The organism is Hymenobacter pini (assembly GCF_020421205.1).
Classification (GTDB): Bacteria; Bacteroidota; Bacteroidia; order Cytophagales; family Hymenobacteraceae; genus Hymenobacter; species Hymenobacter pini.
On record NZ_JAIZZH010000007.1, the window covers coordinates 16,972 to 35,089 of the forward strand.

The window sequence follows — 18,118 nt, forward strand, 5'->3', positions numbered from 1 at the left end:
TTACAAACAGCTGTTATTCAATTATATATTAATCACATATTACTCCCCAATAGTCTGATAAACAACGAAACTAGTTAGGCTTTCGGCGGTGGCCCCGCCACCTTCAGGGTGTATTTCTTCCTTAGCCTTTACGCCCATGCCCCGACTTCTACTACCCCTGCTTTTACTGCTGTGCTGCCTCTCGGCCCGCGCACAGGATATTCTTACCAAGGCTTCCGGTGAAGAACTTCAAGTGAAGGTGCTTGAAATTACGCCCACCGAAGTGCGCTACAAGCGCACCGACAATCCGGACGGTCCGCTGATTAGTGTACGCCGCACTGATGTGTTTATGATCCGCTACGCCAACGGTACTAAAGAGGTGCTGGGCAACGGGCTCCCCACCGCCGCTCCGACTCCGGCTCCTACTCCCGCTATGGGCCCCCTGGTGCCTGGCGACGAGCCCCCGGCTTTCGAGGAAATTCATCTGAACGGCCCACGGCTGGGCATTACGGTGCTGGCCAGCGGAGTAGCCGCCAAAGCCGACCGGGAATTGAATGTCAATCCTTTTCTGACGCAGTTTGGCTGGCAGTTTGAAACCCGCATTTTCCGGATGCCCAACGGCACCTCGGGCCTGCTGGAAATTGTACCCCTGATTGGTGGGTTGGAGCAAGGCAAGATTTTGCCCAGCATGAGTGCCCTCATCGGCATCCGGGGGCCGAAGGGCTTCGAGTTTGGGCTGGGGCCGAACGTATCACCGGCGGGGGCGCACATTGCCCTGGCTGTGGGCACGTCCTTCCGCAGCAACGGCATCAACTTCCCGGTAAACTTCGCGGTGGTACCCGGCGACGGGGGTGCCCGATTTAGCCTGCTGTTTGGTTTCAACTCCCGCACCCGCTAAGCTCGAAGCATGTCTATTGCTACTATAATTCGTCTGTTGCTGCTGTTGTGCGGCCTGGCCCTGAGCACGCGGGCCAGTGCGCAGGATACCATTCTAATGACCGACGGGGAGGAGCTGCCCGGTAAGGTGCTCACCATCACGCCCGAAGTGATTACCTACGTGAAGTCGGCTACCGATACAATCCGCCTAGCAGCCTCCCAGGTTTTCCTGATTCGGTACCCGAATGGGACCAAAGATGTTATTCAGCACCCGCCCGCGCCAACGGCGCCCACGCTCAGCCGCGAAGCGGCCTATGCCCAAGGCCGGCACGATGCCCGTGCCCATTTTAAGGCACCGGGCGTGTTCTGGGGCACGTATGCGACTACTGTGGCTACCGGCTACGGCGGAGTGGCTACGGGCCTGGCTATGGCGCTGGTTCCGCCCGCCGAGCGCAACCTTCAGGTACCCGACGCCGCGCTGCTCCGCAACCCCAACTATGTGGCGGGCTACCGACGGCAGGCGCAAAACAAAAAATTGGGTAGTGCCGCTGGGGGCTTTGGGGCTGGCGTGGGTACCATGGCGGTGGTGCTGGCAGTACTGCTGAGTGCCTACGGCTTACACTGAACAGTAGGCAACTCGGCAGTAACCTGCACCGTACAACGTGTACAACTCACCTAACAAACCCTACCCATCATGGACGCTAACAACAACGGCATCAACGACTCGACCGAGCTGCGCGCTCGGGGCAACTGGAACGAAATCAAAGGCCAGGCCAAGCAAAAGTGGGGCAACCTCACCGACGATGACCTGAGCTACGAGGAAGGCCAGCAGGATGAGTGGTTTGGCCGCCTGCAACAGAAAACCGGCGAAACCATTGACGACATCAAGAACTGGTTCCACCGTACGTTCTAATTATCGGGCTATATAGCCCATATGTTGCAAAACGGCCTGATGCCAAACGGTATCAGGCCGTTTTTGCGTTGATGCGTAACTGCTGAGCTTATATATAATTATTAATATATTTTTTATAAATTTACTCAAGGCATTTCTCTCATGATTACGACTCTGGAAGACGTACGCACGCTAGGCAACACGGCCCTGCTGCGGCTGCCTAAAACGGCGTTTTTTTGTTCCCGAGAGTATCCGATTAGCATTGAGAAGGTAGCGTATCTATGGGCCATGGAGCAGCGGCAGCTGGGGTACTGCGTGCTGTCGGGGTTTCATTCACGGCTGGAGCAAAGCATTTTCCGGTTTCTGCGCCGGGCCGAGCAACAACCCATCGTATACGCGTTGGGTCGAGGCATCCAGCCCTTCATGGCCATGGACTACGAGCGGGATATTCAGCAGGGCCGGTTGCTATTCGTCACGCCTTTTGAGCAGGAAGTAGCCACCGTAACGCAGGAAACAGCCAGTATCCGTAACGCGCTGATTGCCGATTTGGCGGACCGGTTTTTCGTTCCCTACGTGCGGCCGGGCGGCAACCTAGAGAAGCTTCTGCGCAGCGAGGAAGTGCGCAGCAAACCCATTCTCACCCTGAACCTGCCCGAGAATCAGTCGATTATTGCGCGTGGTGCTCAATTGTACCGGCCGCCAGGGTTACTGGGGGGCGCGCGGGTTGGCCCTTAACGGCCGTATTGCGTATGGTAGGGCTCAGCACTCCACTCCTACTCTCTGGCTATGTCACTTACTTCTTCAGTGCAGCAGGCGCTGCCCACTTCTCCGTCCTCCGGCATCAAGGCGCTGGCCCGCTTTGGTTTTGCCGCCAAGGGCATTGTGTACCTGCTGATGGGCCTGCTAGCCCTGTTGGCCGCCACCGGCCAGCAGGGTGGCCAGACCGCCGATAAAAAGCAGGCCGTGCAAACCCTGCAAAGCCTGCCGGGTGGCCCGGTATTGCTTGGGTTTATTGCGTTTGGCCTGCTGGGCTACATCGTGTGGCGCTTTACCCAAGCCCTGCGCGACACGGAGAACAAAGGCTCCGGTGCTAAGGGCATTGGTCGGCGCCTGGGGTACGCGGGCAGCGGGCTACTTTACGCCAGCCTAGCCTGGTACGCCGCCAACCTAGCTCTGAAGGGCTCTGCCAGCCAGGGCGGCAACACCCAGCAAAGCCTGGTAGCCCGGGTACTAAGCTGGCCGGCCGGTGAGTGGATTATTATGTTGGTGGGGGTAATTACCATCGGCGTGGGCATTTACCAAATCGTCAAAGCCTATTCGGGCTCCTTCCACAAGCACGTCAACAGCGCCGATATTCCGGCCGGTCAGCAGAATACCGTGTACCGTATTGGGCAGCTTGGCTACACCGCCCGAGGCATTGTAATGGGTATTCTGGGCTACTTTCTGGTGCAGGCCGGGCGCCAGCACCGCGCTGCTGCCGTGGGCACCACCGATGAAGCTTTCGACCTGCTGGCCACCATGGGGCCGGCCGTATTGGGTGTAGTAGCCGCCGGGCTGATGTGCTACGGTTTGTACATGCTGGTGCAGGCAAAATACCCCGTTCTGCCTCGAATTTGAGGATTTAGATTCTAGAACTGAGAGCTTAGAAGTGAGAAGGAGTAGGTGCGTTCTGTTATCCCGTTTGGGTTGCAAAACGTATCTACCCCTTCTCACTTCTAAGCTCTCAGTTCTTGGGGCTCTCTTTTACCCCACGTAATCCTGCAGGTACTGATACCGCTCAGTAAGCTGGCCGTTGCGGGCAATGGTAGCCCGCTCAACTACGGCATCACCGCCCTCATGCAAGAGGTGAGGCAGCACGTTGTCGATGAGCTGGCGGCCGAAGTCCCGGCTGGCGTTGCGCGGCAACTCGCAGGGGAGGTTGTCCACGGCCATGATGGTGATGTTATCGGGCCGAGCGTAGGCGGGCTCCAACTCGCTGGTGGTGGGGTTGTAGTCGAAGGCCGGCTCCTGGATGGTGCTGCTGCGCTTGGTAGTGGGGATGGAGCCGTCCACGTCGCAGGTCACATCGGCAATGGTATCGAGGCGGAAGTGGGAGCGGCGGGTATCGTGCTCCGAAAACAGCCGGGGGCCCTGCGGGTGCCAGTAGGCGCAGGCTATGAGTAGATTAGTGACGGGCAGAAAGTTCTGGAACGTGCTTTCATACTCGTGGGGGTTGCAGTGAAAATCGGGGGTATCCCACACCCGGCCGTCGCGGCGGCGGTTGTAGTCGGAGCTGCGCAGCTGGCAGTACACCGGCTCGGTGAAGTCGTGGTAGAGGTAATCGTACACGCTCACGCGCCGGATGCCCATCATGTCCAGAACTTCCACCGCGCCCTGACCCACGCGGCCGGTACCGGTTACGGCTATTTTGATGGGTGGCAGGCGCTTCACCTTGAAAAATTCCTCCTGCATATCTTCCATGTCCACGCACTCGTAGGCCGGCTTTAGCTCGTAGAGGCCGTGCTTGCGGCCATAAGTCAGCAGGCCGTTGTAAGCCCCCACAATACCGGCCCAGCGCCCGAAGGCTACAATTCGCTCCCCGTTTTCATTGGTGAGCAGCTCATAGTCGATGAGGGTAATGTTCTTAGCCAGCACCTGGCGCAGCAGCTCCCGGTTGGCGGGCTGCTTTTTCACGGTGTGCGAGAAGAACAGGTAGGTTTTGTTGGGAATGAGCTGCGCCACGGGCACCTCTTTCACCCCCATCAGAATGTCGCAATCCGACACATCGGGGCGCACTTCCAGACCCAGGTTGCGGTATTCCTGGTCGGAGAAGCAGCGGATGGGGCTTTCCTGGACTACTATTTTCAGGCCGGGGAAACGGGCTTCGGCCTCGGTGCATTTTTTGGGGGTGAGCGGAACGCGTTTATCGGGCGGGGTTTTGCCTTCTCGGATCAGGCCAATGGTAACAGGACGCATGCGGTGGGAACGGGTGGGTTTCGGGGGCTAAATCTGCGGAAAATTGTTGAGTCCCACTTTGCAGCCGCCGGGCTAAACATTTGCCCACTTATCGGTTTAAGGGTGAAGCCTTTTCGCGCTACCTTTGTAGGGGCTCCGTTGGGGCCGCTTGCATTGCCACCCTCACCCTTCTCTTTATGTTGCTGAAGACCAAGCCCGCCGATGTGTTTGTGGACCGTCACAACGGCCCCGACGAAGCTGCCGTAGCGGAAATGCTGCGCGTTATCGGCGTGGAGTCGATTGACCAGCTCATCGACGAAACCGTGCCGGCCGCCATCCGCCTGAAAAAGCCGCTGAACCTGCCCGCTGCCCTCACGGAGCGGGCTTTTTTGGCGAAATTCAAAGGTATTGCCAGCCAGAATAAGCTGTTCAAGAACTACATCGGCCTGGGCTACCACGATACCCAGCTGCCCGCCGTCATTCAGCGCAACATCCTGGAAAATCCGGGCTGGTACACGGCCTACACGCCCTACCAGGCCGAAATTGCCCAGGGCCGCCTCGAAGCCCTCATCAACTACCAGACGATGGTAATTGACCTCACGGGCCTGGAAATTGCCAACGCCTCCCTGCTCGACGAAGGAACCGCCGCCGCCGAGACGCTGCACATGTTCCACTCGCTCAGCAAAAAGAAAAACGCCACCCGCTACTTCATTTCCGAGCAGGTACTGCCCCAGACCATCGATGTGGTACGCACCCGCGCCGAGCCCCTGGGCATCGAAGTAGTTATCGGGGACCACCGCACCTTCGACCTCACCGACGAGACGCTATTCGGGGCCCTGTTGCAGTACCCCGCCGCCGACGGCGCCGTGTACGACTACACCGACTTCATCTCGCAGGCCCACGACAACAACCTGTTCGTGACCGTAGCCGCCGATTTGCTGTCCCTGACCCTGCTCACGCCTCCTGGCGAAATGGGCGCTGATGCCGTGGTGGGCAACTCCCAGCGCTTCGGCGTGCCCATGGGCTACGGTGGCCCCCACGCCGGTTTCCTGGCTACCAAGGATGCCTTCAAGCGCGTGATTCCCGGCCGTATCATCGGGCAGAGCATCGACGCGGCCGGCAACAAGGCCTACCGTATGGCCCTGCAAACCCGGGAGCAGCACATCCGCCGCGAAAAAGCTACCAGCAACATCTGCACCGCGCAGGTACTGCTGAGCGTGCTGGCCGGCATGTACGCCGTGTACCACGGCCCCCAGCGCCTCAAGCAAATTGCCAGCAACATTCACGCCCTGGCCCGTACCCTGGAAATGGAGCTGCACGCCCTGGGCCTCGACCAGCGCAACGAGTTCTATTTCGATACGCTGGACATTAAGCTGGAAAGCCAGGAGCTGCAGCAGGCCATCCGCAAGGAGGCTGAAGCGGCCGGCATCAACTTCCGCTACTTCGAGGAGCATGGCTCGCCCCGGGTGGGCATCAGCCTGCACCAGAACACCGAAGCCGAAGACGTGCAGGACATTGTGGCCGTGTTCAGCAAAGTGCTGGGCCGCGACGTGCGCCAGGTAGCCCAGCCCACTGAGGTAGAGGTAACCTGGCCCGAAGCCCTCATCCGCAAGAGCGAGTACCTCACGCACCCCATCTTCAACTCCCACCACTCGGAGCACGAGATGCTGCGCTACATGAAGCAGCTCGAAAACAAGGACCTGAGCCTGGCGCACTCCATGATTTCGTTGGGTTCCTGCACCATGAAGCTCAACGCCACCGCCGAGATGATTCCGGTGACCTGGCCGGAAATTGGCGGTCTGCACCCCTTCGCCCCGCGTGAGCAGGCCCAGGGCTACGCCGAAATTTTCCGGAACCTGGAAGCCTGGCTGTGCGAGGTAACCGGCTTCGACGCCGTTTCGCTGCAGCCCAACTCGGGTGCCCAGGGCGAGTACGCTGGCCTGCTAGCCATCAAAGGCTACCACGACGCCCGCGGCGACCAGCACCGCAACGTGGCCCTGATTCCGGCTTCGGCCCACGGCACCAACCCCGCCTCGGCCGTAATGGCTGGCATGCAGGTAGTGGTGGTGAAAAGCACCGAGGAAGGCAACATCGACGTGGAGGACCTGAAGGCCAAAGCGGCCCAGTATGCCGATAAGCTGAGCTGCCTGATGGTAACCTACCCCAGCACCCACGGCGTGTACGAGGAAACCATCATTGACATCTGCGCCACCATTCACCAGCACGGGGGCCGCGTGTACATGGACGGGGCCAACATGAACGCCCAGGTGGGCCTCACCTCCCCCGCCACCATCGGGGCCGACGTGTGCCACCTGAACCTGCACAAAACCTTCTGCATCCCCCACGGCGGCGGCGGACCCGGCGTGGGCCCCATCGGCGTGGTGAAAGACCTGGCTCCTTACCTGCCCGGCCACGTGGTGGTAGATGCCGACGGCCGCACCAGCGGCGCGGTTTCGGCAGCTCCCTGGGGCTCGGCCAGCATTCTGCCCATCAGCTACGCTTACATCAGCATGATGGGTGGCGAGGGCCTGACCCAGGCTACGCGCATTGCCATCCTGAACGCCAACTACCTCAAGGCCAAGCTGGAGGAGCACTACCCCGTGCTGTACACCGGCTCCAACGGCCGCTGCGCCCACGAAATGATTCTGGAATGCCGCCACTTCAAAAAGGCCGGCATTGAGGTGGAGGACATTGCCAAGCGCCTGATGGACTACGGCTTCCACGCCCCCACCGTATCGTTCCCGGTAGCCGGCACGCTCATGATTGAGCCCACCGAATCGGAGAGCAAGGAGGAGCTGGACCGCTTCATTGAGGCCATGGTAAGCATCCGCAAGGAAATTGCCGAGGTAGAAGCCGGCCGCGCCGATGCCAAGGACAACGTGCTCAAGCACGCCCCCCACACCGCCGCCACCGTGCTGACTCACGAGTGGACCCGCCCTTACACCCGCGAGCAGGCCGTGTACCCCACCGAGTACGCCCGCGCCTACAAATTCTGGCCCACCGTATCCCGCATCGACTCGGCCTACGGCGACCGGAACCTCATCTGCGCCTGCACGCCCATTGAGCAATACGTGGATGCCGAAGAGCAGCTGGTACCCACGGACAAAGGCCCGTCTTACTAATTACGCCGGCTTAGTCTAATATGAAAGGCCCCGCAACTCGTGTTGCGGGGCCTTTTTATGTCGGTACTACAGGGACAGAGAGCTGGCCTAAGTTAGTTCTTACTGAAGCAGTTGCGGTACATGTAGCCGTTTTGGGTTTGGCCGTTGGTAGTTACGCGCACCTTCACAAAATAGGCATCTACGGTATCCATCACCTGCACTTCGTTGCCAGAGTTGATGGTAGCCAGCTGGCGCGAATCTTTCGTCATGCCATCATAGAGGATGCACTCTACCACGGTATTGTGCGGTACCGGCGTAGTATTGGTACGGTTAGAGCGGGATTCGTCTTTGGAGGCGCTGCAGGAAGCCAGGGCAGCTAGTACAAAAAGGGAGAGTAGAGTTCTTTTCATGAATACGGCAACAGGCGGTTTATTCTGCAAAAGATAGGGATATTTTGAGATGCCCCGTACTTTTTAAAGAGCAATCAACCCAATATTTCTTCGGCTTGCAGCGTTTATCCAGGGAACGAGCACCCAGCTCCTGGCGTTTAAAGTATAGCGCGCTGCACCCAGCTAGTCTGTGGTTCGAAGCGCGCTGATCTTTCCACCGATTTCCTGTCTGCAATGAACCGCATTTCCCGTTTTCTGGCTCGCCCGCTGGCCTACTCGCTGCTGGGGTTGGGCCTGCTGCTGGGAGCCAGCAGTTGCGCCACTACCGCCCGCGTGGGCGTTACTTCCGATTTTGACCATTCCGTAAACTTCCGGGCTTATAAAACCTGGGCTTGGTATCCCACGCAACCCGTTGACACCGAAGGCGGCCCCGCCAAAGGCTACGAGTCGTTTCTGGATAAGCGCATTCGTACGGCTGTAGAGCAACAACTGGCTCAGAAAGGCCTGACGTATTCTGAGAAAACCCCCGATGTGTACGTAGCCTACAGTGCCCGTGTGGAGGATAAGCAGCGTGCTACCGGCTCTCCGTACGGCCCGTTTGGCTACCCCTATGGCTACGGTTACTATGGCTACGGCAGCCTGTACAACCGGGGCGGCTACGTAACCGATTACAAAGCTGGCACCGTTATTCTCGACTTCGTGGACGTGAAACGCAAGGAGCTAGCCTGGCGCGGCCAGGGTCAGGCGCAAGTAGATCAGCAGACGATTTCGGAAGCTGAAGTACAGCGTATTGTTACCAGCATCCTGGGCAACTACCCGCCCGGCGCGGAGCAGGCCAGCCGCTAAATTCCGCCGCTATTATGCCGATTCAAGAAGAGGGCGTTGCCAGTTGCAACGTCCTTTTTTTATGCCTCCGGCGGCCCGGGCCTATCGGGCACGGGTAGCACCGGAACCAACCCGGGCCGGCCTTTGGGGTCGGGGCCGAAACGATTGGGACCGGAGGTACCATTTACCAACGGAATACCGATACTAAAGGCATTACCCAGCCAAGGCACCATGAGCAGCCACCACCACCAGCCCGACAAGCCCGTATCGTGCAGACGCTTTACCGTTTGCACAATCATCAAGAAGGTAGCAGTTAGCAGCAGCAACACAGCCAGCAACTCTGCGGTGTCAACATCGGTGGAGCGCAGCAGTACCAGCCGGCACAGTACCGCGTACAGGCCAAAGCTCACCCCATAAATACCCAGCACTCGCCCCCAATACGCCCGACGCCGCAACCGGCCCCTGAATAGAAAAAACTCTTTCACTTGCTGTTGTGTAGCTATGTATCGATAACGAGAAGGATTATACACTGGGCCGGGCATGGTGGCCGGTATAAATCTATTGGTTTGCGCCCATAATACGCAAGCCCCCCGAAACCACTGCGCCCCTGCTCGTGGGTGCGAGTAGGGGCGCAGTGGTTTCGGAAATAAGCCAGCAATCTTAGATTGGCACGTTTACGTGGCGCTCGGCGTGGTAGCTGGAGCGTACCAGCGGGCCGCTTTCCACGTATTTTAGACCCCGGCGCAGGCCTTCTTCCTTGTAGTGGGCAAACAAATCGGGGTGGATGAACTCAGCCACCTCAATGTGTCGTTTGGTGGGTTGCAGGTACTGGCCCAGCGTCAGAATGTCGAGGCCGTTGGCCACGAGGTCGTCCATGGCGCGGTACATTTCCTCCTTGGTTTCGCCCAAGCCCAGCATAATACCTGACTTGGTGCGCTTACCCGCCTCCTTGGTACGGCGGATTTGCTCCAGGCTCCGGTCGTATTTGGCCTGGGGCCGCACGAGGCGGTACAGGCTGCCTACGGTTTCCATGTTGTGCGACACCACTTCCTGGCCGCCGGCAATCATGGTATCCAGCGCGGCCCAGTTGGCCTTCACATCCGGAATCAGCGTTTCGATGGTGGTGCTGGGGCTGAGTTGCTTGGTTTGCACCACGGTTTCGTACCAGACGCTGGCTCCCCGGTCTTTTAATTCGTCCCGGTTCACGCTGGTGATTACCGCGTGCTTTACGCCCATCAGCTGAATGGCTTTTGCCACGCGACGGGGCTCATCAAGGTCATACTCGTTGGGGCGGCCGGTAGCCACGGCGCAGAACGAGCAAGAGCGCGTGCACACGTTGCCCAGAATCATGAAGGTAGCGGTGCCGGCACCCCAGCACTCCCCCATGTTCGGGCAGTTGCCCGATTCGCAGATAGTATGCAGCTTATGCTCATCCACCAGACGGCGGACGTTGGCGTAGGCCGGGCCCACGGGCAGCTTCACGCGCAGCCAGTCGGGCTTGCGTGGTTTAGCGGGAGCTGCCGGAGCGGCTGCTTCAGGCTGAATGATGGGCAGAGTCAGCAACAGGTCATCCATGCTGCAAAGGTAAGGGGAATACGTGGCGGAATAGTCCACCGTTAAGACAATTCCGGCGGGCAAGAGGTTTCAGCCACGGGCCGGGGCATAAAAAACTGCCGGCCGAAGCGCAGAGCATCGGCCGGCAGGTGAAACGCGGCTATTGGGCGGGAGAATAGCTAGTTGCGGGAACCCAGGTAAACCGTCAGGTACACCGAAGGCATAAACCGGTCGTTGAGGGATTCATCCGAAATAGTCCGCTCCCGGATAATGGGGGGCGCTTTCGTGTAAGCTTCCACCATAGCCCCTACTTCCACACCGGCTACGGCGTCACGGTAGCGGCCGTATTCAAAGCTCAGCGCCCCCCGGATGTGGGCCCCCATCTGCACTTTCGTACTACCAATGCCCGAAAACAAGGGTGCCCGGTCCAGAATCCGGTCATAAGAATGTATCCGAGGGTCATACTGCTCGTCGCGGTATTCCGTAATGGGGCCAGCGGGATTGTCGGAGTAGTTATAGCTGATGTAGTAGGGCATCAGCAGGCCTATTGACGGACCACCGCTTACCAACCCGTTTACCTGCACGCCGGAATCAGGAGCCTTCCGGAAAATGACGCGCTGTGCGCCCAGCGAAGGCCGTACCACGAAGAGGTAGTTGCTTTTCCCGCGCACAATGACCCCACCATATGGGGTCGGTATCTTCTGCTCCTTCGGGTGCTTCACTTCTACTACCTCCAAGCTCCAGAACCGGGACCAGTCCTGGTTGAGCAACCGAGTGGAGCGTACCGAAGCGCCGCCTATCAAACCGCCTCGCGTATTGAAGTTGACCCCGTAAATAAACTCCTTGCGGTACGATGGCTCGTCGTTGCTGGAGGCCAGGGTTTGGGTGGATTGCTGGGCCTGGGCCCGCAGCCCCATCCCTAAAGTGGCCACCAGCAGACTGGCACCGAAAACAAGCAGAATACGCACGGGTTTGGACGGCATAGAGAGGCGAAAAATAAACTGCTGGCTCAGCAGCCGCCAGCCGCCAACCCTGCCGAAAGTACGTAAATTTACGTGCATACCCTGCTTACCTTAATCAAGTTGCCATGAGCACAGCCACTGCCCGCTACGCCGGAAATTTACGCACCGAAGCTACCCACGTAGCCTCCGGCAATACCATTCTCACCGACGCCCCCGTGGACAACCACGGCCAGGGCGAGGCCTTTTCGCCCACCGACTTAGTAGCCGCCTCTCTGGGCTCGTGCATGATGACGATTATGGGCATCGTAGCCGCTCGCCACGAGTTGGACCTGACAGGGGTGCAATGGGAAGTAACCAAGCATATGGTGGCGGAACCGCGCCGCATCGGGCAGATTGACGTAACGTTCCGGCTGCCCGCGTCCCTGTCAGAAAAGGACCGCGCCATCCTGGAAAATGCCGCCCGCACCTGCCCGGTGGCTCTTAGCCTGAACCCGGAAATTCGGCAGGAAGTTCGGTTCGAGTATAGTGCTTAGTTGGTAATGCCTAGTGCCTAGTTACACAATCTAGGCACTAGGCACTACCAACTAAGCACCAATAACCTCCTTCACCTCGCTCAGCTTAATGGCCATGTGCGAGGAATCAAGGGTGCATTCACCGTTCTGGATAAGCAGCAGCTGCGGCGACTCGTGGTGAACGTTGAACTTCTGGGCAATTTCCTGGGAGATGGGCCGGTAGCGCAGTAAATCCAGGTAATAGATTTTGGCGTTATCGAGGCCGGCATCGGCCCATTGGCGCTCCACTTTGCCTTTGGCCATGGCGCTGATAGAGCACGTGGTACTGTGCTTAAAAATGATGACCGGCTGCTCAAACGATTCGCGGACGATATCCGTGAGCTGCTCCGATTGGGTGAGGGGTTGCCAGGGTGTCATATAATGAGGAAGAGTTCCAGGAAAATTACTGCGCGGTTGCGGCGCGCTTCTTCCGCAGACGAAAATTTAGGCGGGATGGTTCGCTCACGCGCGGCTCCCCGTTCCGGTCGAACCGGTAGCTGGCCTGGCCGGGTGGTGGGGCTTGCACCTCCTGCTTGCCGCCGCCTTGGTGTTTCAGCTCCGGCTTGGTCACCGTCAGGTGCGACTCTTTATACTGGGCGTTAAACTTCTCGGCGTCGCGCAGGGCTTTGCGATTGGCAGCCCGCTGCTGGGTGGGGCTTGTCGATTCCAGTTGCGCCCAAGCCGGGGCAGCTCCGCACAGCAATAACATACTCAGTAACAAGATGCGCATAACTGATAAAACGTAAAGCGATGGAAAAACGGAATTCAGGAGCAGAAATCAGACCGGTACACGGCCACTTGGTTTAAAACGGCAGCGTGAAACCCAGGAATTTGCGCTGTCCTACTTTATGCTTCAGCCGGCGGCGCTCCATTTTGGGCTTCTTGAGCAAACCTTGCTTATCGTAGCTGTTTTTCTGGGTTTTCACCGACTCCCTTTCTACGTCCAGGGCCCGTCCGTCGGCCGATTCGTTACCCGGATTTTTCGCCTTTTTCACCTTGGGCTGGGGTGGTCCTTTGGGGCTTGGAATGCGGTACCGGTGGCAGGCCGGCGCAGTCAGCAGCAACAAGGCGGCTACTACCAGAATAGGCAGGCGACGAAAAGCACCGGATAGTTTCATGCAATCAGAATTCAGCTGGGCAGCAGGTACGGCCGGCAAATTACGGAACAGATACCAGTAAGCCAGTAGCGCGCAGCTCCGCTTCGCGCACGAGCGAGTACCGAGCGTGTAGTGCTTACGCTCCGGTTACTCGCCCCGCTCGTGCGCGAAGCGGAGCTGCGCGCTATTCTAGTAGTTGCGCAGCTTTTCAATGGCTTCGCGGAGACGCTGCTGGGGCAGGAACTGCTTTTCTAGCGGGGGCGCGAAGGGCACGGCCGTATCCAGAGAGGCCACGCGCATAATGGGCGCATCGAGGCTGCGGAAGCAGTGCTCGGCAATCCAGGCCCCGATTTCGCCAGCCAGGCCGCCGGTGAGGGTGTCTTCGTGGAGCAGAATCACGCGGCCGTTTTTCTCCACCGTTTGGCGCACGGCCTCTTCATCCCAGGGCAGCAGGGTGCGCAGGTCGAGAATGTCGGCATCCACGCCCAGCTCCTGCACGGCGGCCAGCGCCCAGTGTACGCCCGCGCCGTAGGTAATGATGCTCATTTCCTGCCCTTCTCGCACCAGCGCGGCCTTTCCAATGGGCGTGGTGTAGTAGGCATCGGGTACGGGCGCCGAAATGCTGCGGTAGAGCAGCTTGTGCTCGAAGTACATCACCGGGTTGGGGTCCTCAAAGGCGGCGCAGAGTAGGCCCTTAGCGTCCACGGGGTTGCTGGGGAATACCACTTTCAGGCCGGGCGTGTGCGTAAACCAAGCCTCGTTGCTTTGGGAGTGGAACGGGCCGGCGGCGGTACCGGCCCCGGTGGGCATACGCACCACCACGTCGGCGTTTTGGCCCCAGCGGTAATGGCTCTTGGCTAGGTTGTTCACAATCTGATTGAAGCCACAGGTCACGAAATCGGCGAACTGCATTTCCACCATGGCCTTCTTGCCCTTAATGCTCAGGCCCAGGCCCGCGCCCACAATAGCCGACTCGCAGAGCGGCGTATTGCGCACCCGGCCCCTGCCAAACTGCTGCACAAAACCATCCGTAATCTTGAACACGCCGCCGTACTCGGCAATGTCCTGGCCCATGAGCACCAACTCGGGGTAACGCTCCATGCTCTGGCGCAGCCCGTCCGAAATAGCATCGACGTAGCGTTTATCAGTTACCGGTTGCGAGTTACCGGTTGCCAAGTTTAGGCTGGCGTCGGGCTCGAAGGAGCGGTACATATCCGTTACTTCCTGCTCCGAGGCAGTGGGCATGGGCTCGGCATCGGCTATGCGCAGGCCTTCTTCGATTTCGCGCTTGATGGTTTCGCGGAAGCGCATGCGGGCTTCTTCGTCGAGGATGCCTTCCTGTAGGAGCCACTTTTCGTAGTTCTCCACCGGGTCTTTCTGGGCCCACTGCTCAAACAGCTCCTGGGGCACGTACTTGGTGCCGCTGGCTTCCTCGTGGCCACGCATGCGGAAGGTGAGGGCCTCCAGCAGCACGGGGCGGGGGTTCTGGCGCAGGTCTTCGGCCAGGCGGCGCACGGTGTCGTACACTTCCAGCACGTTGTTGCCATCTACCTGCACGGCTTCCATGCCGTAGGCGGGGCCTTTATCCACGAAGTAGCGGAAGCGGAACTGCTCGTTGCTGGGGGTGCTGAGGCCGTAGCCGTTGTTTTCGATGATGAAGATGACTGGTAGCTGCCATACGGCAGCCACGTTCAGGGCCTCGTGGAAGTCGCCCTCGGAGGCGCCCCCGTCGCCGCTGTAGGTGACGGTTACTTTGGGGCGGTTTTCCAGCGTATCGGCTAGGGCAATGCCGCCGGCCACGGCCAGCTGCGGCCCCAAGTGCGAAATCATGCCCACAATGTGGTGCTCGTTGGTGCCGAAGTGGAACGACCGGTCACGGCCCTTGGTGAAGCCGTGAGTTTTGCCCTGCCACTGGGCAAACAGCCGGTCGAGGGGCACGTTGCGACCCGTGAACACGCCCAGGTTGCGGTGCAGGGGCAGAATATACTCGTCCGGGTCCAGGGCCAGGGTGCTGCCCACCGAAATGGCCTCCTGCCCGATGCCCGAAAACCACTTGCTCACTTTGCCCTGACGAAGCAGAATGAGCATTTTCTCCTCAATCATGCGGGGCTTGAGCAGGTTCTGGTAGAGGTGGAGCAGGGTATCGTTCGAGTAGTCCTTGCGGTCGAAGTGCATCGGGAATCAACTGTGGTTGGTGGGTGGGGCCAAAAGTACGGGTTTGGGCCGGATGGGAAATTATAGCCCCCGGTTTGTGGAATCGGCAGGCAAGCGGCATCTATCTTCGGGACCCGATTCCCGACCCTATCCTATCCGCATGATTCGACTCTACTCCCTCGGCCTATTGCTGCCGCTTTCTATTCCCGCCCTCGCTCAACAGACCGACACTGTTAGATTGCCTAGTGTGGCAGTACAGGATTCAGTCGTAATAGTCAAATCCTACTGCCCAACAGCTCAATATTTATCGAGTTATAACCGCATCCTCCCCCTCCTCCCCATCCAGGAGCAACTCCGTCAGGTAGCCGGGGTGCAGGCCACGCCATACTCGAGGGCACCGGGGGCGCAGGTGGCGGTGCGAATCCGGGGGGCAGCTAGTCTGGCCAGCAACGCGCAGCCGCTGTACGTGGTGGATGGGGTGCCGGTGTTCCAGCACACGTTCCGGCCGGGCGGGGCTACTTCCCTCACCGGAGTAGTGCCCGCCGAAGCCCAGGAGCTGGATGTGAACCCGCTGCTGAGCATCCCCAACGAGGATATTGAGCAGGTGGAAGTGCTGAAAGGAGCCTATGAAACGGCGCTGTACGGCTCCCAAGGCCTCAACGGCGTTATCAAAATTACCACGAAACGGGGCAAGCAGGGCAAGCAGGGCAAGCCGCGCCTGAGCTACCAAGGCTACGGCGGCGCCCAGCAGGCCCGAAACCGGTACGAGCTGCTGGATGCCCGGGAGTATGCCACCCTGCGCAATGAGGCGGCGGAGCGCAATGGCCAACCGGCCCCATATACTGCCGCCCAGCTGGCGGCCCTGGGCCGGGGTACCGACTGGCAGGCGGAGCTGCTGCGCACGGCGGCCGTGCAGGAGCACCACCTAGGCCTCGCGGGCGGCACGGCCGCCACCCGCTACTACGCGGCAGCCGACTACCTGGGCCAGCAGGGTGTGGTGCTGAACTCCCGCCTGCGCCGCTACGCCGCCCGCGCCGCCCTCAACCAGCGCATCGGTCAGCATCTGCACTTGGATGGTACCGCCAGCTTCGCCCAGACGGAGCAGCGCGTGCCAGCCTATTACGCGCTGGAAAATGCCTTACTCCGGCCACCCGTCCAATTATCAACAGATAATCCCAGACCAGAATTCTATACGCTGCCAACAGACTTGGCCCGGCAGAGTTACCAGAGCCCCACCCAACGTCGGTTACTGGCTCAGCTTGGGGTACGCTACGAGCTGACGACCGGCCTCACGCTGGAGGTGCGCGGTAATTTGGAGCGGGCCACCCTGCGTAGCCGCTCATACCAGCCGGCCTATACCACCTTGCCGGGGGGCGAGAATGGCAACCTCTTTTTCACGTACCGGCAGTTGGTACTAAACCCGGCTTTGCGCTACGCCCGCAACCTGCGAGGCGGGCGGCACGCTGTCACGGCCTCGCTGGAAGCCATGCGACAAGACCGCAAAACCACGACGGAACAGTACAGATACTTTCCCGGCTCCCCCTCTACTACCTTATCCGGCAACGGCAGCTTGGATAAAGCAGGTATGAACTTCTACCAGCTCACGGCGGGCTACACCTTTGCGGAGAAGTACCAAGTGAAGGGCACGTTGCGGCGCGACGGCAGCAGCACTTTCGCACTTGATGACCGGTGGAGCTGGCTGCCCGGCGCTCAAGTACTGTGGCACGCCGCCAAAGAAAACTTCTGGAATTCGGCTCCTGCCCGTTTGGATGCTTGGGTGGGGTGGGGCCGCACCTCGGGAGCGGGTAATTACGGCCGCAACTCGTTCAGCATTGGGGTACCCGGCCAGGCAAATCTTCCGCAGACAATCGCCTTCCTGCCTGAGCAAACGCAACAGCTGGATGCGGGTACTGAAGCGGATTTGTTTAATCAGCACCTGACAGCTACCGTGCAGGCGTACCACCGCCGCACCAACAGCACATTTTACGTGGGCGGTCCTCTCAGTTCACGGGGCACGTCCGAGCTCCACTCCCTCCGTAACACCGGGCTGGAGCTGACGCTAAGTGGTCGGTGGCAGGCCGGCCCGGTACAGGCCAGCACCCGGCTGGCGGCGGCCGCCAACCGCAACCGGTATACTTCCAATGAGGCCTACCTGCCCACGCCTTATACCCGCACGTTTTCCGGCTATCCAGTTGGTACGTTTTACGGACTACGCTACTTGGGTGTAGATGCTACCGGGAAGCCCCGTTTTGTTGATACCAACGGCGACGGTCAGAGCAACTACGGGGACTCTCAGCCCATAGGCAGCGGCCTACCCAAACGCCTGCTCAGCTTTAGCCAGCAGCTCACCCTGAGTCGGTTCGAGCTGCAGCTGCAAGTTGATGGCATGTTTGGGTACCAGATGCAGAATACCTCCTTGGAGAAACTGGAGTTACCTACGGGATATTACAATGCTTCCCGCCGTGTACTGGACCGGTGGACGCCCACCAATACCGCTACCGATGTGCCCGTAGCGGGCACTTATAATCTACCCTTCAGCACCTACACGCTGCAATCCGGCAACCACGCGCGGCTGTCTTCTGTCACGTTCAGCTACAAAGTGTGGGAGAAAGAGGCCCGCAGCGTGCAGCTGTGGACAAGCGGCCTGAACCTGCTGGTGTTCACCCGGTACCGGGGCTACGACCCCAACGTCAGCTCGGCCGGCTCCGATAACCAGCAGGCGGGGCTAGATGTGGGGGCGTATCCGGTGGCCCGCACCGTGCTGGTGGGCGTGCGGGCCACGCTGTAACCAAGCGGAAACTTCT

18 protein-coding genes are annotated in these 18,118 nt (G+C 59.6%); 9 read left to right on the plus strand and 9 right to left on the minus strand.

Annotation, left to right across the window (positions count from 1 at the left end):
• Positions 1-136: 136 nt before the first annotated feature.
• The 5 genes from LF252_RS20905 to LF252_RS20925 all read left to right on the plus strand — a co-directional run bounded on the left by LF252_RS20905 (position 137) and on the right by LF252_RS20925 (position 3,364).
• Complete coding sequence (locus LF252_RS20905) at positions 137-877, plus strand: hypothetical protein (RefSeq protein WP_226271543.1); 741 nt, start codon at positions 137-139, stop codon at positions 875-877.
• 9 nt (positions 878-886) lie between these two features.
• The gene (locus tag LF252_RS20910) at positions 887-1,480 is read left to right on the plus strand and encodes a hypothetical protein (RefSeq protein WP_226271544.1); all 594 of its coding nucleotides are present in this window, start codon (positions 887-889) and stop codon (positions 1,478-1,480) included.
• A gap of 69 nt (positions 1,481-1,549) precedes the next feature.
• Positions 1,550-1,768 carry a CsbD family protein gene (locus LF252_RS20915; protein WP_125417376.1) on the plus strand — a complete coding sequence of 73 codons (219 nt, stop codon included), beginning with the start codon at positions 1,550-1,552 and terminating at the stop codon, positions 1,766-1,768.
• A gap of 141 nt (positions 1,769-1,909) precedes the next feature.
• Complete coding sequence (locus LF252_RS20920) at positions 1,910-2,482, plus strand: hypothetical protein (RefSeq protein WP_226271545.1); 573 nt, start codon at positions 1,910-1,912, stop codon at positions 2,480-2,482.
• Positions 2,483-2,533: 51 nt separating this feature from the next.
• Positions 2,534-3,364 (plus strand): DUF1206 domain-containing protein, encoded by an 831-nt coding sequence (locus tag LF252_RS20925; protein ID WP_226271546.1) that lies wholly within the window; start codon positions 2,534-2,536, stop codon positions 3,362-3,364.
• Positions 3,365-3,490: 126 nt separating this feature from the next.
• On the opposite strand, the gene LF252_RS20930 is transcribed toward LF252_RS20925, so the two are convergent.
• On the minus strand, positions 3,491-4,702 hold the full coding sequence (locus LF252_RS20930) for an NAD(P)-dependent oxidoreductase (RefSeq protein ID WP_226271547.1): 1,212 nt from the start codon (positions 4,700-4,702) through the stop codon (positions 3,491-3,493).
• 176 nt (positions 4,703-4,878) lie between these two features.
• On the opposite strand from LF252_RS20930, the gene gcvP reads away from it, so the two are divergent.
• Entirely contained in the window at positions 4,879-7,803 is a 2,925-nt protein-coding gene (gene gcvP / locus LF252_RS20935) for an aminomethyl-transferring glycine dehydrogenase (RefSeq protein ID WP_226271548.1), read from the plus strand.
• Positions 7,804-7,895: 92 nt separating this feature from the next.
• Here gcvP and LF252_RS20940 read toward each other — a convergent pair whose 3' ends face one another.
• Complete coding sequence (locus LF252_RS20940; RefSeq protein WP_226271549.1) at positions 7,896-8,192, minus strand: SH3 domain-containing protein; 297 nt, start codon at positions 8,190-8,192, stop codon at positions 7,896-7,898.
• 213 nt (positions 8,193-8,405) lie between these two features.
• Here LF252_RS20940 and LF252_RS20945 point away from each other — a divergent pair, with 213 nt between their 5' ends.
• Complete coding sequence (locus LF252_RS20945) at positions 8,406-9,017, plus strand: DUF4136 domain-containing protein (RefSeq protein ID WP_226271550.1); 612 nt, start codon at positions 8,406-8,408, stop codon at positions 9,015-9,017.
• 59 nt (positions 9,018-9,076) lie between these two features.
• Here the strand turns inward: LF252_RS20945 and LF252_RS20950 are convergent, their stop codons facing one another.
• From LF252_RS20950 to LF252_RS20960, 3 genes are all read right to left on the minus strand, one after another.
• Positions 9,077-9,481 carry a DUF805 domain-containing protein gene (locus tag LF252_RS20950; protein WP_226271551.1) on the minus strand — a complete coding sequence of 135 codons (405 nt, stop codon included), beginning with the start codon at positions 9,479-9,481 and terminating at the stop codon, positions 9,077-9,079.
• Between the two features lie 175 nt (positions 9,482-9,656).
• The gene (gene lipA, locus LF252_RS20955) at positions 9,657-10,559 is read right to left on the minus strand and encodes a lipoyl synthase (RefSeq protein ID WP_394370416.1); all 903 of its coding nucleotides are present in this window, start codon (positions 10,557-10,559) and stop codon (positions 9,657-9,659) included.
• A 170-nt stretch (positions 10,560-10,729) separates the two neighbouring features.
• A complete protein-coding gene (locus tag LF252_RS20960) occupies positions 10,730-11,533 on the minus strand; it encodes a hypothetical protein (protein WP_226271553.1) in 804 nt (267 codons plus the stop codon).
• 104 nt (positions 11,534-11,637) lie between these two features.
• Here LF252_RS20960 and LF252_RS20965 point away from each other — a divergent pair, with 104 nt between their 5' ends.
• Positions 11,638-12,045, plus strand: a complete 408-nt coding sequence (locus LF252_RS20965; protein WP_226271554.1) for an OsmC family protein — start codon at positions 11,638-11,640, stop codon at positions 12,043-12,045.
• Between the two features lie 51 nt (positions 12,046-12,096).
• Here LF252_RS20965 and ytxJ read toward each other — a convergent pair whose 3' ends face one another.
• The 4 genes from ytxJ to LF252_RS20985 all read right to left on the minus strand — a co-directional run bounded on the left by ytxJ (position 12,097) and on the right by LF252_RS20985 (position 15,335).
• Positions 12,097-12,441, minus strand: a complete 345-nt coding sequence (gene ytxJ, locus LF252_RS20970; RefSeq protein ID WP_226271555.1) for a bacillithiol system redox-active protein YtxJ — start codon at positions 12,439-12,441, stop codon at positions 12,097-12,099.
• Between the two features lie 25 nt (positions 12,442-12,466).
• Positions 12,467-12,793: a hypothetical protein gene (locus LF252_RS20975; RefSeq protein ID WP_226271556.1), complete on the minus strand. Its 327-nt coding sequence runs from the start codon at positions 12,791-12,793 to the stop codon at positions 12,467-12,469.
• Between the two features lie 73 nt (positions 12,794-12,866).
• A complete protein-coding gene (locus LF252_RS20980; RefSeq protein ID WP_226271557.1) occupies positions 12,867-13,181 on the minus strand; it encodes a hypothetical protein in 315 nt (104 codons plus the stop codon).
• Between the two features lie 168 nt (positions 13,182-13,349).
• The gene (locus tag LF252_RS20985) at positions 13,350-15,335 is read right to left on the minus strand and encodes an alpha-ketoacid dehydrogenase subunit alpha/beta (protein WP_226271558.1); all 1,986 of its coding nucleotides are present in this window, start codon (positions 15,333-15,335) and stop codon (positions 13,350-13,352) included.
• 139 nt (positions 15,336-15,474) lie between these two features.
• Between LF252_RS20985 and LF252_RS20990 the strand changes: the two genes are divergently transcribed.
• Complete coding sequence (locus LF252_RS20990; RefSeq protein ID WP_226271559.1) at positions 15,475-18,102, plus strand: SusC/RagA family TonB-linked outer membrane protein; 2,628 nt, start codon at positions 15,475-15,477, stop codon at positions 18,100-18,102.
• Positions 18,103-18,118: the final 16 nt, after the last annotated feature.